This is a genomic window from Flagellimonas sp. 2504JD4-2 (assembly GCF_053642935.1).
The window spans coordinates 196,671-211,156 of sequence record NZ_JBSIOV010000005.1; the positions used below are offsets into that span (position 1 = coordinate 196,671).

Sequence of the window (14,486 nt, forward strand, 5' to 3'; positions counted from 1 at the left end):
ATGAAAACAAAAACTTTATATCGGCCCATTGGCGAAAAGGAACTTATTCTTATTGCAGAAAGTAACTTCAAAAAATTTCCTCCAAGACTAGAGTGGCAACCTATTTTTTATCCTGTTTTAAATGAAAAATATGCCTGTGAAATCGCCTCAAAATGGAACACAGCTGACGAATTTGGGAACTTTCTGGGGTTTGTGACCAAGTTCCGGATAAAAATGGCCGAATTCTTAAAGTACAAAATTGAAAATGTTGGTGGAGCCCATCACAATGAACTATGGGTTCCATCAGAAGCTTTGGAAGATTTCAATACTGCCATAGTTGGGAATATTGAAGTAATTCAGGTCTTCAAAGGTGATAAGTTTAAAAATGCAACACATTTAATATCTCAAACAATACTAGAAAGATTTAGCGATAATGACAGTTAGATATATAAAGGGCGATATTACCAAAATATCCGCAGACATCATCGTAAATGCCGCAAACACTTCATTGTTGGGTGGCGGTGGTGTCGATGGCGCCATCCATAAAGCTGGAGGGAATAGTATCTTGGAAGAATGTATAAAAATCAGGAACAGGCAAGGTGGTTGCAAAACTGGTGAAGCTGTTATAACAACCGCAGGTGAATTACCAGCCCAATATGTCATCCATACCGTTGGTCCGGTATGGAACAATGGTAATAGCAATGAAGAGAAACTATTACGCAACTGTTATCAGAACAGCCTAATTCTTGCAAAATCTTTTGAGGTAAATAGTATCGCTTTTCCAAATATCAGTACAGGGATATATAGGTTTCCCAAAGAATTGGCAGCTTCAATAGCTATTGATACAGTTAAAGAAAATCTCATAATAAAAGAAGTAATATTTGTGTGTTATGATGAGGAGAACTATAGGATTTATCAAGAAATATTAGAAAAATGACCGAGCAGCATAAAAAACAAATCAGTAAATTTTTGAGCCTAATCTTAAGGCATCAACCAGAAAAAATTGGATTGAGCTTGGACGAAAATGGCTGGGCTTCCATTGCCGAAATCCTGAAGAAATCTAAGATACGATTTACGTTCAATGAATTAGAAGAAGTTGTAGTCACAAATGACAAGCAGCGATTCTCTTTGAATCAGGACAAAACTAAAATTCGCGCCAATCAAGGGCATTCCTTAAAAACTGTCGACCTAGGTCTGCAAACGCAAACTCCGCCAGTGTACTTGTATCATGGAACGGTAGCCAAGTTCGTTCCAAACATTAAACAGCAGGGGCTCAAAAAGATGAGTCGACAGCATGTGCATTTAAGCGAAGATAGAGAGACGGCATCCCGTGTTGGATCAAGAAGAGGTAAACCTGTATTGCTAAACATTTGGGCCTTGGAAATGCATAATAATGGTCATCGGTTCTATAAATCTGAAAATGGCGTTTGGTTAACCGATTCTGTACCATCAATGTTTATTGACTTTAAAGACTAAAGATGAAAAGAAAGCTTGTTGTAGGTGATATTCACGGTGGTTTAAAAGGATTGACCCAGGTATTGGAGCGAGCAAAGGTCACCAAAAATGACACCTTGATTTTTCTAGGGGATTATGTTGATGGCTGGAGTGAATCGGCTCAGGTCATTGAGCATTTAATCAATTTATCCAAAGAACAGCGATGCATTTTTGTTTTAGGGAATCATGATTTATGGTGCAAACTTTGGCTCGAAAAGGGCGCTACAAACCCTATTTGGCTAGCACATGGAGGCCAGGGTACCATTAACAGCTATATAAAATCTGGTTTTTTGACCAAACCAAGTCATAAAGAATTTTTTAATGGTTTAAAAAACTACTGGATTGATGATGATAATCGTCTTTTTGTTCATGCAGGCTTCACTTCCATGCATGGTGTGGAAAAAGAACACAACGAGAATGATTTCTACTGGGATAGGACTCTTTGGGAAGCAGCAAGGATTTTAAGACAGGTAAAAAAAGAAAAGCAATCTCAAATTGAGACCCGGTTAGGACTTTATAAGGAAATCTATATTGGACATACCCCTACCACAAACTATGGAGAAACAAAACCAATAAACTCCATTAACCTATGGAATATAGACACGGGTGCTGCCTTTACTGGCAAACTCACTATAATGGATGTGAATACAAAGGAATATTGGCAAAGCGACAATTTACCCCTACTCTATCCCAAAGAAAAGGGAAGGAACTAAACTTTCCATCACTTTAAAAAGGAAGAGCTTGCATCAAAAAAATATACCGCATTGGGAAATCCGTTACGGAACCCTTAAAACAGATTTAAATACCTGAAAAGAGCGAAACACCATGAAAAACGAAGAACTTTTAGAGCAATTGGCAGAACTGGAACACCAACAATGGATGGAGTGGGCAAAAACATTAATACAAAAAGAAAACCTATCGAAAGAAACCTTCACAAGATGGCAATCCTTTTTTGTCCCATATGAAAAGCTTTCAGAAGATGTCAAAGAACTAGATAGAAATTATGCCAAAAAAGTAATCGCCCTGGTCAAAAAGCATTCCGATTATCTTTGATTTTAGGTAATTTAAAACAATTTGCGTAAAAAAAACACAAATTATTTTGGTGAATCGAAATGCTCTTTTATATTTGTGTAAAATTTACGCAAATATAGAAAGTATGAATCCATTATTATTCACAGACGGTTATAAAGTAGATCATAGAAGACAATACCCTGAGAACACAACTTTGGTGTATTCCAATTGGACACCTAGAAAAAGTAGAATTGAGGGTATCGACCAAATCGTTTTTTTTGGCCTGCAATACTTTATCAAAAAATACATCATAGAAGATTTTGAGAATAATTTCTTTAATCAACCTAAAGAGGCTGTTTGCGCAAAGTACGCTCGAAGAATCAACAATTATTTGGGCAAAAACAATGTAGGCGTTCAACATATAGGAGCACTTCATGATTTGGGCTATATCCCAATGGTCATAAAAGCTTTGCCCGAAGGTGTATCCGTACCCGTAAAAGTTCCGATGTTTACGATATATAATACAAAACCCGAATTCTTTTGGCTTACAAACTACTTTGAAACATTGCTATCCACCACAGTATGGTTGCCATGTAATTCAGCGACCATTGCTAAACAGTACCGCACAATTCTTGATAAATACGCTAAGGAAACTTCATCAATACCCGAATTTGTGGACTGGCAAGGACATGACTTTTCTATGCGTGGTATGGCTGGGCTTGAAGCTGCCAAACTGAGTGCAATAGGACATTTATTAAGCTTCACAGGGACCGATACCATTCCCGCTATAGACTTTTTGGAAACCTATTACAATGCAAATTCAGATACCGAATTGATTGGTGGGTCGGTAGCTGCCACCGAACATTCAGTAATGTGTATGGGCACAGATGTTGGAGAGGAGGAAACTTTCAAAAGACTAATAACCGAAGTATACCCAAATGGTATAGTTTCTATCGTTTCAGATACCTGGGATCTATGGAAAGTGCTTACTGAATATCTACCAAATCTCAAAGAGGAAGTTTTGGGTCGAAATGGAAAGGTTGTTATTCGTCCTGATAGTGGTGACCCAGTGGATATTATTTGTGGAAATCCCAATGGAAAAACCCTCAAAGAACGAAAAGGTGTCATAGAACTGCTTTGGGAAGTATTCGGTGGTACTATCAACACCAAAGGGTATAAGGAACTGGATTCCCATATTGGAGCCATCTATGGGGACAGCATAACTTTGGAAAGAGCCACTGAAATATGTGACCGTCTTAAAAAGAAAGGTTTTGCCTCCACAAATGTTGTATTGGGCATAGGGTCTTTTACTTACCAATATAATACCCGTGATACTTTTGGCTTTGCCATGAAGGCAACATATGGAGAAGTCAACGGAGTTGGAAGAGAGATTTTCAAAAACCCAGTCACTGATGATGGTACCAAAAAATCTGCCAAAGGACTCCTAAAAATCACCAAATTAAATGGCAGATACCAGCTCGTTGACCAGGTATCCTGGGAAGAGGAAAAAGAAGGTGAACTAAGAGAAGTTTTTAGGGATGGAAAACTAATCATCGAAGAGTCATTGACTGAAATTAGAAATAGGGCAAAAACTACCTAACATAACTAGTAGTCAAATAAGCCTTTTCTGCTCCGATGATCGCAGAATGTCATTGAACATGCTGTAAGATAAAGTAACAACTAAGTACTGGAGGTACCACAACAAACCCCGTAACTTTCATAGTTGCGGGGTTTTGTTTTGAATCCTATTTAAGCCTTTATTTAGAAAATGTTGTTTTCCTATTCCTCGGGATTTTTTTCCATTAATCTTCTAAATACCAATAGGCCGTTCGTGTCATAGCCATTTATTTCAAATTTGCTTTCCTCATTTATCTTCCATTTGATGTTCTTTGTCTCATTCGAACTCTCCACCCCAAACAAATCCTTCTTGTTAAATGTGGTGCCATTTTTATCCAATGACCTTGAAAAATAAAGTGTTTGGCTGTCCCCTTTGACATTATTGAGCGTATAAAAAACCCATTCAGATGTCTTTGGCAGATATGTTGCGAATATGATTTCCTTCTTGGAGATTCCTTCTGTTTCGATTATCTGATAACCGAAAACCGCACAATTGCTGAGAAAAGGCATCAAAACTCTGGAAGATTTCACAGTTTTCTTCTTACCATCCTCAAAATATACAGTTTCACCTTCCCATTCCCCTAGAAATGGTCTAATATTATCAAGTATGGTATCATCACAATTGTAGCCATCACCATAGGTGAACCAATAGTCGGTATTGGCTTCTCTCAACGTATCAAAGTCAGGAATTCGGTTCGATTCAGCTATACTTCGGGTAAACCAAGTTCGCATGGAATCCAATGAGATGCTCGAATCCCAACGCAAAGAATTCGGAAGCGCATCTGAAAAAGTATATCTATTAACGTACGGGGTACCAACGGGGACATTCTTTCTTGCTTTTGTAGTTTTTCGATGTTGATACAATTGAATCCGACCATGATGATGTGTTCCTTTGAGTGATGATATGTTAGGGGAGTTCTTTCCAGGCCAACTCTGCAACATGACCCATTTGTTCAGAGCAGCATCAAAATACCGAATACTGAATCCAGCAGTTTTGCTTCCTTGTACAATGGAATCACTATATGCAAGCTCAATCAGCGCTTTCCCATCCAAAGCTGAAAAAACTCGGTGCATGGCATACCCTGTAGATCGATATTTGTCCAATTCCTGCCAAGTTTGCCAATTCACCTTCCAATGCCCATTCCAAAAGTTGTATTCATCGTATTCGGCATCCAGTTTCTTGCTGTACACCTTCTCAAAATCCTTAAATGCTTCGGGAATTTTATGTTGACAACTCAGGATGTGCATGTTCAAAAATGAAATCAGAACAACCATCATTAATTTATACAAGTGCGACTTACCGTAATTTTTAGATTGGACTTTCATATTACACCTTATTTATTTGTTATTCCCACTGTTTCGATAAATTTAATTTATCATTGGACCATTGAAACGGTGTGCAATCCAAATCAGCCACCCAATATATCCCTACCAAAAGGCCTTTGGTCTCCAAGTTAGATAATTGGGTAGTCAATTTGCGACCAAAATGAACACCCTTTTAGGACAAAAAAGCGTCTGTTAAGGACAGTGATAAACTCTCTTGAGCAAAACCATGGACCAGTATCCATTTATAAACAAAAGGAGAAACGTATTTTTTTATCTCCACCCGGGAACCCACCTCATGGGTATAGCTGGTCCTTGTCAAGTTTTTTGGGAGGCAAATGCCCTTATTCCCGAAATTTACCAACTGTATTTTATTTCTTCGGAGTCCACTATTTTATCGGCTCAAGGGCTTGCTTTGTCCAATGTTCTACCTTATGAATCGGTGAATCCACAGGTGGATGATTTAATTATTTTACCCGGAGTTGATCTGGATGCATACTTAAATAATCAACTAGCGATAAATCAAGACAAATGGGCAAAATGGATAAAAAGGCAAGATGCGAAAGGAACGCAATTTTTTTCTATAGGTTCGGGAACTTTGCTCTTGGCGGAAACTGGAATACTTGATGGAAAAGAATGCACTACCCACTGGAAATGCGCGGAACATCTGAAGACCCACTATCCTAAAATCAAATTTGTTGAAAGTAAAATATTCATTAAAGACCAGAATATAGTCACCAGTGCTGGTATGTCCTCTAATATTGATTCCACCCTTGCCATAGTTGAAGATGACCATGGACCCGTTTTTACGGCTCGGCTGTCGCTGGAATTGTTGATTTTCATTAGACGGTTAGGGAATGAAAACCAGCAGAGTTTTTATTTGGATTACAAAACACATTTTAACCCTTTGGTACATTACACCCAAAATATTATTAGTTCCAATCTGAAGAAAAACTACACGAATTCAGAGCTCGCCGGTCTTGTGAACACAAGTGAAAGAAACCTTACGAGGATATTTAAAAAAACGCTCGGCATATCAATCACCCAATTTAAAAACAAACTAAGGATTGAACTTGCCAAACACCTGGTTCACAACAAATCCTTGACGGTTTCGCAAATTGCGGCTGAATGCGGCTACGCCAGTAGTCGACAGCTTCAGAGAATTTGGAAAAAAGAGATTGGAGGGGCCATTAAAATTTAAGGCCGATCCAAACCAATTACTCTACCTCAACAATCATCTCAATTTCCACGGCGATATTGGTCGGAAGCGAACCCATTCCTACGGCCGCACGTGCATGCTTACCTCTTTCTCCAAAAACCTGGACCATAAGATCGGAATATCCATTGACCACTTTGGGATGATCAACAAAATCTGGTGCCGCATTTACCATGCCCAACACTTTTACGATTCGCTTTACCTTGCTCAAATCGCCCAGCTCGGCTTTAAGCACGGACAACTGATTTATGCCCGTCACCCTGGCCGCATAATATCCTTCCTCAATGGACAAATCTTCACCCACCTTTCCAGTGATGTACTCTCCGTTGGACTGCAAAGGTCCTTTCCCAGCTAAAAAAATGAGATTTCCAGTACGAACGGCATTGACGTAGTTTGCTACGGGAGGCGAAGGCGTGCTTAATTCTATTCCCAAGTCCTTTAAATTGGCCTCAGGATTATAATCTGGGTCACTATTTTCTTCAACTACATCAGTCTGGGTAGCTTCTTCTTTTTTCTCATGTGATATTACACAGGACGCCATCAACACTAAAAGAAGAGCTCCTTTAAGAATGGTTTTCATGGTCATAGAGTTTATTGGATTCGCATAAATTTAAGCGTTTTCCAACACTTCTTTGACTCTTTGGGCCACGATTCTTTCTTGACCGGGGACCATCATCCAGGTAGTGATTCCAATCGTATCATCATTTCCAACTGTTGCGATGGAAGGATGCCCTTCCTGCAATCGTTTTCTTGCATCTTTGGCATTGATTTTCACCACATCTTGGTCCCATGTAATTCGTAATGAAGGCACGTGGTTAGCATGCGGCGGTACATGAATCTCCGTTTTTACACCCTTTACGGATAAAGCGCTATCGTTGATCAATTTAATCTGACTCTCCCATAGTTTCCATTCTGCATCATGGTCCTTTTGCAAATAGGTTTCCAAAGCGACAAGCATTCCTAAGACTTCTTCCTTGTTCACTTTCATTCCCCTACCTATAGTAGTTCCCCTTGGTGGCGTATGCAATCTGGCCGCTTCAATATATTTGCGTTTACCCAATAAAAGTCCTGCACTCTGAGGCCCACGAATTCCTTTTCCGCCAGAAAAAGCAACTAAATCGAAGCCCATTTTGGTAAATTTGAACAAGTTGTCCACCGGGGGTACATCGGCAGCACAATCAATAAAAGTTGGAATCTTATGTTTTTTACCTAGGGCAACAAATTCCTCCCTTTTAATTTCACCTTCATCAGTATTGGCATTCAGAAACCACAACATTGCCGTATTCTTATTGATGGCTTTTTTCAGTTCTTTTGCGGTTTTTACCCAAACCAATTTGGCGCCAACGTTGGTGAGCGCCTTGGAATATCCAATATTATGGGCTTCTTGAAGGATAATCTCATTTTTAATTCCTGTTGAATCCGGTAGTCTTGATACGATTTCCTCATCCATACCACTAAGTACACCGGCTGTTCCAATGGACATAGCTCCGAATGCCCCCGACGTAACGGTAGCATATTCACATTCCAATAATTCGGCAATCCGTTCCCCTACCTTGTCCTGAAGTTCATCCAGATTAACATATTCTGTGGCTCCGAAGGTAATTGCCGACAACACCTCATTGGACATCAAAGAGCCGGTCATGGAGGTATAGGTGCCTGCGGCATTAATAAAGGTACGAAGGCCCAATTCCTTGAAAAAGTTTCTGGAAGCTGGTGTCTCAACAGCGGCTTTCATCATCTGCGGGGTAAGCAATCCTGTGCCTACCAATCCGCCCACAACAGGAAGACTGGAAAGCGTCTTCAAGAGTTTTCTTCTACTAAGCTTATTTTCTGATTTTTTCATGTTTCAAATTTTAATCCAATGCTGCAATACAATCAATCTCAACCAACGAATCACCTGGAACCCCTCCGTAAACTGCAACTGTGGTTCGTACAGGTGGATTCTCGCCAAAACGCCCTCGGTACACTTCGTTCATTCCATGGTAATCTTCCAAATCGTGCAGGTACACATTTACTTTTAATACCTTGTCCATGGAAGAGCCATTCTTGACCAATTCCTTTTCAATTTCCTTTAGGACATGATCTGTGTGGGACTTGATATCTCCTTCAAAATGAGCTCCTTTTCCTGCAACATACAGCGTATTTCCATGTTTTACCGCTCCTGAGAACAAAGGAATCTTCTTATCCTGCACGATCTCACCCACTACTTCTTTCTTGGGTTTGGACTCGTTTCCCATTGCCTTTACGGAACCTACGCCCAAAATGGCTGCAAGCCCCATCCCTAATTTTTTAAATGCTGATCTTCTATCCGTTCTTTCCATTTTTGATTTTTTATAGTTGTTACTTATTTGTATTTTTTTCTTAGCTCTACACGTTCCAAGTTTAATGATTAAAGACACCCCTAAAGTCCCCTCAAGGGGACAATATTTTGGAATCGGTTGATTTTATTGAATTACCACATGCGCTTTTCCAATAGTTTCCGAACTTGTTCCTTTGGAACAGGGAGTTCGTCGATATGACTTCGCAACCATTGGGAGAAGTCCTTTTCAATATCCTCGGTCCATTTATTATCTATTTGTCCCGGGGTGTATTTACCCTCTTTTAATCTGGTGATTCCAAACAAGTCTCTCAATCGGACCACTTCGGATGTCACCACCACTTTTTCCGCTAAATGTGATGGAATAAACATAATGCCCTCACGTTTTGCCAAGACCACATCACCCGGCAATACCGTCGCCGCTCCGATCCGAATCGGTGTATTAATACTTAAGAGCATCACCTCGGTTAGAAACGATGGGTCCCAACCTCGCACAAAGGCATTGAATCCTTTAATTTCTGAGAGTCCTTCCATATCCCTACTGGAAGCATTGAAAACCACACCGTTTTTTGATTTGGCATAGATGGAATTTCCAAGATTGTCGCCAATCAAGGTTCCATTTACAATTTTTCCAAAGGCATCGGCCACATACACATCCCCTTCGACCAACATATCTATTGGCCATGAATTTGTATTGCCTATTCGCCCATCGGATTTTCCTTTTTTCTTTATTTGATCGGACACATCAGGACGATTGGGCATATACTGCACGGTAAGTGCCCGGCCCACGACCGGAACATCATCGTGCAATGGTTGCCAACCACTCTCAAACTGGTTGTGGTAACCTTCATTCCGCAATACACCCCACGCTTCTTCTATGGTAACGTTTTTCATTCTAGCCAAAACATCATCTGCAACTTTTGGCCTTCCATCCTCAAATCGTTCCCCGGTCCACTGAGGTGTCAAGAACAACATCTGTTCCTTGGTCAATGTCTGTGCAGTCATACTTCCAAAGGCAAATAAGAAAAGTCCTGTGGAAAGTAGCAATCTATAGCTCAATTTCATTTTCAAAAATTTGGTTGTGTTCATCTGATATTTATGTTTCTTTGGATTCGTCTGTTTTCTTATCTGGATCTTTATCGCGCCACCATGTCGCCAGTGAGGAACCGGAAATGTTCATCCACGGGCCGAAGACCGCCGGAGCCAATCCTATGGTTGCCACCTTACCCATTTCCAGGGCAATTCCAGAAGCCAATCCACCATTTTGCATACCTACCTCAAGTGCTATGGTTCTACAATCTTGTTCTTTCATCTTTAATGCCCTGCAGGACCAATAGCCCAAGAAATATCCTGCGATATTATGTATGATGGCTGCCAGGATGAGGAATAACCCAATGGTTAGCAAACTGTCCCTACCTGCGGCGGTAATAATTGCGATTATCAAGGCAATTCCTGCCATTGATACAATCGGCATGGCTTTATCCAACCATTTTGCCTTACCATGGAAAAAGTAGTTAAACAATAATCCTGCGATTATGGGCAAAATCACAATTTTGACAATACTCATCATCATTCCCAAGAAATCTATGGGTACAAATTGCCCGGCAAAGGTTTCCATCAATAAAGGTGTCATTAGTGGAGCCAGCACGGTGGAAACAGCTGTCAAGGTAACGGACAAGGCCAGATTTGCCTTCGCCAAATAGGCCATTACATTGGAAGCCAATCCGCTAGGAGATGACCCTACCAGCACTACCCCAGCTGCAATCTCCGCGGGAAATCCAAACATAGTAGCAATGGCAAATCCCAATACCGGCATTATGGTGAACTGACATAGCAGCCCTACCAACACGCCTTTTGGCATTTTTACGACCCCTGCAAAATCTTTTATGCTCATTGCGGTCCCCATTCCGAACATAATCAACTGCAATAAGGGAACAATCAACGATTTCAATTGGAATGAGCCAATGTTCGTGAAAAAGGCTGGGTAGAACATGGAAACACTCACTGCGGCAAATACCAAAACTGTAAAGGAGAAGCCTTTAAGTTTCTTGTGCCCTCGAATGGCCAAAGCCAGTAAAAGAAAAAAGAACACAAGGGCAGGGCCTGTTTGCGCTCCTTGCCCCATGATCAACAGGACCACGGTTGCCGAAAGGCAGATGAGTGAGGCAATCAATAATAGTTTATAGGGTTTCTTCATTGGTTGGTTTTGTTTAGTTGTTATTCATCCCATAGACTGCTCGCTATTCCGTTTAGGTCCCATACAACCTCTCCCTCACGGATAGTAAGCTCACATTCCAGTTTTTTATCTCCATTTAATTTTTTTCGTCTGACATCGATAAAACCAAAATCTCCTTTTCTCAGGTTCAAAATTGCTACATCGGCCACCGCTCCTTCAGAGAGATGCCCTAAATCTTCCCTTTGGATAATTTTTGCAGGCTCCCATGTTGAAGCGGCGATAACCTCATTCAAGGGCATATCCATATTCAGAAATTTCGACATTACATTGATTTGGCTCTTCATACCCCCGTTCATACTACCGGTATGCAGATCGGTACTGATGGAGTTGGGTTTTAGTCCTTGTTTCATAGCAGGAACCGCTTGTTCGAACAAAAAGCTACCTCCCCCGTGGCCCACATCAAATATGATCCCGCGCTTTTGGGCCGCAAATACAAAATCTCTGACCTTTCCATTCTCATCCACAATTGGGGTTCTTCCATTTACATGCGCGTAGGCATGGGTAAACAAATCGCCCGGCCTCAATTTTTCCAAGAACAGGGTCTCTATGGATAATTCTGGATCACTGCCCCCAAAATCGATCATGACCGGAATATCAGCCAATTTCCCCGCTTCAACAGCGCGTTCTGTAGGTGTCCAATTGAACCCACTGAAGTGGGCAAGTTTCACCCCTACGATCATATCTGGAAATTGCTTGGCAACCATGGCTGTCAGTCTAGAATCCATATCCGTCAAATCCTGTTCGATAGCACCTCCCTTCATTCCCAAACCAACTATATTCAAAAAGGCCAATACCCTTGTCTTGGAACGGTCAATCACCTGTTCTTTAAATTTTCTGAAATTTCTCCATCCTGAACTTCCCGCATCTGCCACAGTGGTCACCCCGCTTCGGAAGGTAAACCCATCTGGAGGAAGGGCGGCGAAGCTATTATTCAAATAGCTAAATGGTACCGTTCCATGAAAGTTATGGGTATGAATGTCCAAAAGACCAGGAACCACATAAAGTCCCTTGGCATCGATTACTTTTTTGGCTCCCCGTTCTGAAATCTGGTTATCCACTTTTGCAATCTTTCCATCCAGAATGGCCACATCCATTACCTGGTCCCGTCCGTTTTTGACATCTATAACATGTCCGTTCTTGATCAATAAATCATATTCCTGTGCCGTAGCTTGGCTACCCAAGAATAAAATCAAGATGGTTACAAATACGTTCTTGACATATGTTTTCATTTTCTCGTGTTTTATGGAGCTTGTAATAGCACTTCGGTAATTGCTATTCTTGCTCTGGGATATTGTTGGTTATTTATTGCTTCATTAAATCGGACTAAAGGCCGTTTCTAATTTCTTCCACCTCCTGCGGTTCGATGGCGCTTGCCCTGTTATCAAAATTTGAACGTATATAGGTCAGCACCTCGGCTATTTCCTCATCCGAAAGAAAACTATGTTGCGGCATAACCCCATTATAGGTCTCTCCATGCACTTGGATGCTGCCTTCCATTCCTTCAAGAATAATTCTAATCAATCTCTCTTTGTCCCCAGTTACCCAATCCGTGTTGGCAATGGGTGGAAATCGTCCCGTAGCCCCTCCGCCATCCTTTTGATGGCACGCACTGCAATAGGTATAGTAAGTTTTGGCTCCCCCTGAGATATCATCCTTCATCAAATTATCCTTTATCTTATCTGGAGTGCGGATATGGGAAAGTTCTTTTCTTTTTTCCATTTGCGCCAATTGCTCCTCCCCAAATGAATCTCGGTCTCCCGAAAAAGTAATTTTCCATATTTTGCCCTTAACGGAATCGGATATATACATTCCTCCATCTGGACCAAAGGCAATTCCCATGGGACGATATATGGCATCATTTACACTTTCCAAGGGATCCACTCCAGCAAAACCATCAACGAATACTTCCCAATCGCCACTTGGCATTCCATCTTTAAATGGAACAAAACCAACGAAATACCCTGATTGCGGATAAGGGGCCCTGTTCGTGGATCCGTGAAATGCGATGAACGCACCATTTTTATAATGTTCTGGAAAAGCCTCTCCTTCATAAAATACAAGATCGTTCGGAGCCCAGTGTCCCGGAAAACCAACAATTGGATCGTCATATTGGTCGCATCTTCCCACAATATCGCCATCTCCCCCATATTCGGGCGCCAAAACCTTTTTCTCTTTAATCTGGTCGTAGTAGCAATACGGCCATCCAAAATCAGAACCCTCGGTCACTCTAATAAATTCTTCCGAAGGAAGCATTGCACTTTGCCAAGGATCGTACTTGTCTGGAAACAATCGTAAAAGGTCGTCCCGACCATGCATGACTACATATAGGTTTTTATCGGCCGGATTCCAATCCATTGCCACCACGCTTCGAATACCGGTAGCATACTTATATCCATCCTTTTGGGTCTGGCCCAATTTGTTGGCATCAAACCGCCATATTCCACCATGAAGCTCCAACTGAGGGCATGGATCCAAACCAGGTGCTCCAGGAGTTCTTTTAGGATCCTGGCAGGCATTTGATGGCGCTCCAAATGGGATATACATATGTCCTTCATCATCAAAGGCCAAAGGTTTGCCAATGTGTTCGTGCTTGCCATGGGGGTGGTCATCGGTAAAAACGATTTCCTTTTCACCTTCGGGAACCAAAGTCCCGGGTTTTAACTTATAACGATACACCACCAACTCAGAACTAAAATAAAGGTATCCATTGTAGATTCTCATGGCGGTGGAATAGCTCCATTTTTGACTGGTTCTATAGGAGCCAAAGCTCTCCACATTGTCTGCTGCACCATCTCCATCCAAATCCTGGATGGCAGTAATTGAGCCTTTTGCGCTTGAATGTCTAAGTTTGGCATAGAGGTATCCATCTTCCGAAACAGCCATATGCCTAACTTTTCCCTCTGTGCTATCTACCACAACAGTGGCCTCAAAACCATCAGGGAGAAAAAGTCCTCCGTTCACTGGGCCTTGCTCTTTGTCGCATTGCACAAAACAGGCAACCAAGAGAAGATAGCATGGAATGGTTTTTAACCTAGAGATAAATTTTACAAATGCATTTACCTTAATCATAGAGTGTTCTGGTTGGTCTTCCATGGTTTTGTCAAAATAAGTGTGTTGTATTTCCCAAGCTCGAAGTCCGTCTGAAAATCTTCCTTGTTTATAGTAGTGTCAATCAATATGTTGGCCAGTACTATTTATATGACTTCAAAATTTGGCAAATGACATCAAAAAAGCCCAAACTGACATTTACTTTGATCCATACCTTAGGAATACCTAAATCAACAGTAAGGAAT

Annotated in this window: 15 protein-coding genes; 7 read left to right on the forward strand and 8 right to left on the reverse strand. The window is 41.2% G+C overall.

Translation table 11 applies throughout. The features are described 5' to 3' along the window. From ACULLH_RS17870 to ACULLH_RS17895, 6 genes are all read left to right on the forward strand, one after another. The gene (locus tag ACULLH_RS17870; protein ID WP_454090105.1) at positions 1-423 is read left to right on the forward strand and encodes an ADP-ribosylation/crystallin J1; all 423 of its coding nucleotides are present in this window, start codon (positions 1-3) and stop codon (positions 421-423) included. Next, positions 413-916: an O-acetyl-ADP-ribose deacetylase gene (locus tag ACULLH_RS17875; protein WP_454090106.1), complete on the forward strand. Its 504-nt coding sequence runs from the start codon at positions 413-415 to the stop codon at positions 914-916. Before ACULLH_RS17870 ends, ACULLH_RS17875 begins: the two co-directional genes overlap by 11 nt. After that, a complete protein-coding gene (locus tag ACULLH_RS17880) occupies positions 913-1,455 on the forward strand; it encodes an RNA 2'-phosphotransferase (protein WP_454090107.1) in 543 nt (180 codons plus the stop codon). The genes ACULLH_RS17875 and ACULLH_RS17880 overlap by 4 nt, the downstream gene beginning before the upstream one ends. A gap of 2 nt (positions 1,456-1,457) precedes the next feature. After that, positions 1,458-2,186: a metallophosphoesterase gene (locus ACULLH_RS17885; protein WP_454090108.1), complete on the forward strand. Its 729-nt coding sequence runs from the start codon at positions 1,458-1,460 to the stop codon at positions 2,184-2,186. A 112-nt stretch (positions 2,187-2,298) separates the two neighbouring features. Continuing rightward, entirely contained in the window at positions 2,299-2,526 is a 228-nt protein-coding gene (locus ACULLH_RS17890) for a hypothetical protein (RefSeq protein WP_454090109.1), read from the forward strand. Between the two features lie 103 nt (positions 2,527-2,629). Next, positions 2,630-4,084 carry a nicotinate phosphoribosyltransferase gene (locus ACULLH_RS17895; protein WP_454090110.1) on the forward strand — a complete coding sequence of 485 codons (1,455 nt, stop codon included), beginning with the start codon at positions 2,630-2,632 and terminating at the stop codon, positions 4,082-4,084. A 179-nt stretch (positions 4,085-4,263) separates the two neighbouring features. On the opposite strand, the gene ACULLH_RS17900 is transcribed toward ACULLH_RS17895, so the two are convergent. Further along, on the reverse strand, positions 4,264-5,427 hold the full coding sequence (locus ACULLH_RS17900; protein ID WP_454090111.1) for a hypothetical protein: 1,164 nt from the start codon (positions 5,425-5,427) through the stop codon (positions 4,264-4,266). A 226-nt stretch (positions 5,428-5,653) separates the two neighbouring features. On the opposite strand from ACULLH_RS17900, the gene ACULLH_RS17905 reads away from it, so the two are divergent. Beyond that, positions 5,654-6,625, forward strand: a complete 972-nt coding sequence (locus tag ACULLH_RS17905; protein ID WP_454090112.1) for a GlxA family transcriptional regulator — start codon at positions 5,654-5,656, stop codon at positions 6,623-6,625. Between the two features lie 16 nt (positions 6,626-6,641). Here ACULLH_RS17905 and ACULLH_RS17910 read toward each other — a convergent pair whose 3' ends face one another. The 7 genes from ACULLH_RS17910 to ACULLH_RS17940 all read right to left on the reverse strand — a co-directional run bounded on the left by ACULLH_RS17910 (position 6,642) and on the right by ACULLH_RS17940 (position 14,286). Beyond that, on the reverse strand, positions 6,642-7,220 hold the full coding sequence (locus ACULLH_RS17910) for a RidA family protein (RefSeq protein WP_454090113.1): 579 nt from the start codon (positions 7,218-7,220) through the stop codon (positions 6,642-6,644). 30 nt (positions 7,221-7,250) lie between these two features. Continuing rightward, positions 7,251-8,483, reverse strand: coding sequence for an aminotransferase class V-fold PLP-dependent enzyme (locus ACULLH_RS17915; protein ID WP_454090114.1), 1,233 nt, complete (start codon positions 8,481-8,483; stop codon positions 7,251-7,253). A 10-nt stretch (positions 8,484-8,493) separates the two neighbouring features. Next, positions 8,494-8,961, reverse strand: coding sequence for a RidA family protein (locus ACULLH_RS17920; protein ID WP_454090115.1), 468 nt, complete (start codon positions 8,959-8,961; stop codon positions 8,494-8,496). Between the two features lie 131 nt (positions 8,962-9,092). Then, positions 9,093-10,046 carry an RraA family protein gene (locus tag ACULLH_RS17925; protein ID WP_454090116.1) on the reverse strand — a complete coding sequence of 318 codons (954 nt, stop codon included), beginning with the start codon at positions 10,044-10,046 and terminating at the stop codon, positions 9,093-9,095. 7 nt (positions 10,047-10,053) lie between these two features. Next, positions 10,054-11,154 (reverse strand): bile acid:sodium symporter family protein, encoded by a 1,101-nt coding sequence (locus tag ACULLH_RS17930; protein WP_454090117.1) that lies wholly within the window; start codon positions 11,152-11,154, stop codon positions 10,054-10,056. Between the two features lie 20 nt (positions 11,155-11,174). Further along, positions 11,175-12,422 carry an amidohydrolase/deacetylase family metallohydrolase gene (locus tag ACULLH_RS17935; protein ID WP_454090118.1) on the reverse strand — a complete coding sequence of 416 codons (1,248 nt, stop codon included), beginning with the start codon at positions 12,420-12,422 and terminating at the stop codon, positions 11,175-11,177. A 94-nt stretch (positions 12,423-12,516) separates the two neighbouring features. Then, the gene (locus tag ACULLH_RS17940) at positions 12,517-14,286 is read right to left on the reverse strand and encodes a PQQ-dependent sugar dehydrogenase (RefSeq protein WP_454090119.1); all 1,770 of its coding nucleotides are present in this window, start codon (positions 14,284-14,286) and stop codon (positions 12,517-12,519) included. Positions 14,287-14,486: the final 200 nt, after the last annotated feature.

Excerpts from the sequence above, each read along its gene's own strand:
- ACULLH_RS17870 (WP_454090105.1), top strand. The coding sequence starts at position 1 with ATGAAAACAAAAACTTTATATCGGCCCATTGGCGAAAAGGAACTTATT.
- ACULLH_RS17875 (WP_454090106.1), top strand. The coding sequence starts at position 413 with ATGACAGTTAGATATATAAAGGGCGATATTACCAAAATATCCGCAGAC.
- ACULLH_RS17880 (WP_454090107.1), top strand. The coding sequence starts at position 913 with ATGACCGAGCAGCATAAAAAACAAATCAGTAAATTTTTGAGCCTAATC.
- ACULLH_RS17885 (WP_454090108.1), top strand. The coding sequence starts at position 1,458 with ATGAAAAGAAAGCTTGTTGTAGGTGATATTCACGGTGGTTTAAAAGGA.
- ACULLH_RS17890 (WP_454090109.1), top strand. The coding sequence starts at position 2,299 with ATGAAAAACGAAGAACTTTTAGAGCAATTGGCAGAACTGGAACACCAA.
- ACULLH_RS17895 (WP_454090110.1), top strand. The coding sequence starts at position 2,630 with ATGAATCCATTATTATTCACAGACGGTTATAAAGTAGATCATAGAAGA.
- ACULLH_RS17900 (WP_454090111.1), bottom strand. The coding sequence starts at position 5,427 with ATGAAAGTCCAATCTAAAAATTACGGTAAGTCGCACTTGTATAAATTA.
- ACULLH_RS17905 (WP_454090112.1), top strand. The coding sequence starts at position 5,654 with ATGGACCAGTATCCATTTATAAACAAAAGGAGAAACGTATTTTTTTAT.
- ACULLH_RS17910 (WP_454090113.1), bottom strand. The coding sequence starts at position 7,220 with ATGAAAACCATTCTTAAAGGAGCTCTTCTTTTAGTGTTGATGGCGTCC.
- ACULLH_RS17915 (WP_454090114.1), bottom strand. The coding sequence starts at position 8,483 with ATGAAAAAATCAGAAAATAAGCTTAGTAGAAGAAAACTCTTGAAGACG.
- ACULLH_RS17920 (WP_454090115.1), bottom strand. The coding sequence starts at position 8,961 with ATGGAAAGAACGGATAGAAGATCAGCATTTAAAAAATTAGGGATGGGG.
- ACULLH_RS17925 (WP_454090116.1), bottom strand. The coding sequence starts at position 10,046 with ATGAACACAACCAAATTTTTGAAAATGAAATTGAGCTATAGATTGCTA.
- ACULLH_RS17930 (WP_454090117.1), bottom strand. The coding sequence starts at position 11,154 with ATGAAGAAACCCTATAAACTATTATTGATTGCCTCACTCATCTGCCTT.
- ACULLH_RS17935 (WP_454090118.1), bottom strand. The coding sequence starts at position 12,422 with ATGAAAACATATGTCAAGAACGTATTTGTAACCATCTTGATTTTATTC.
- ACULLH_RS17940 (WP_454090119.1), bottom strand. The coding sequence starts at position 14,286 with ATGGAAGACCAACCAGAACACTCTATGATTAAGGTAAATGCATTTGTA.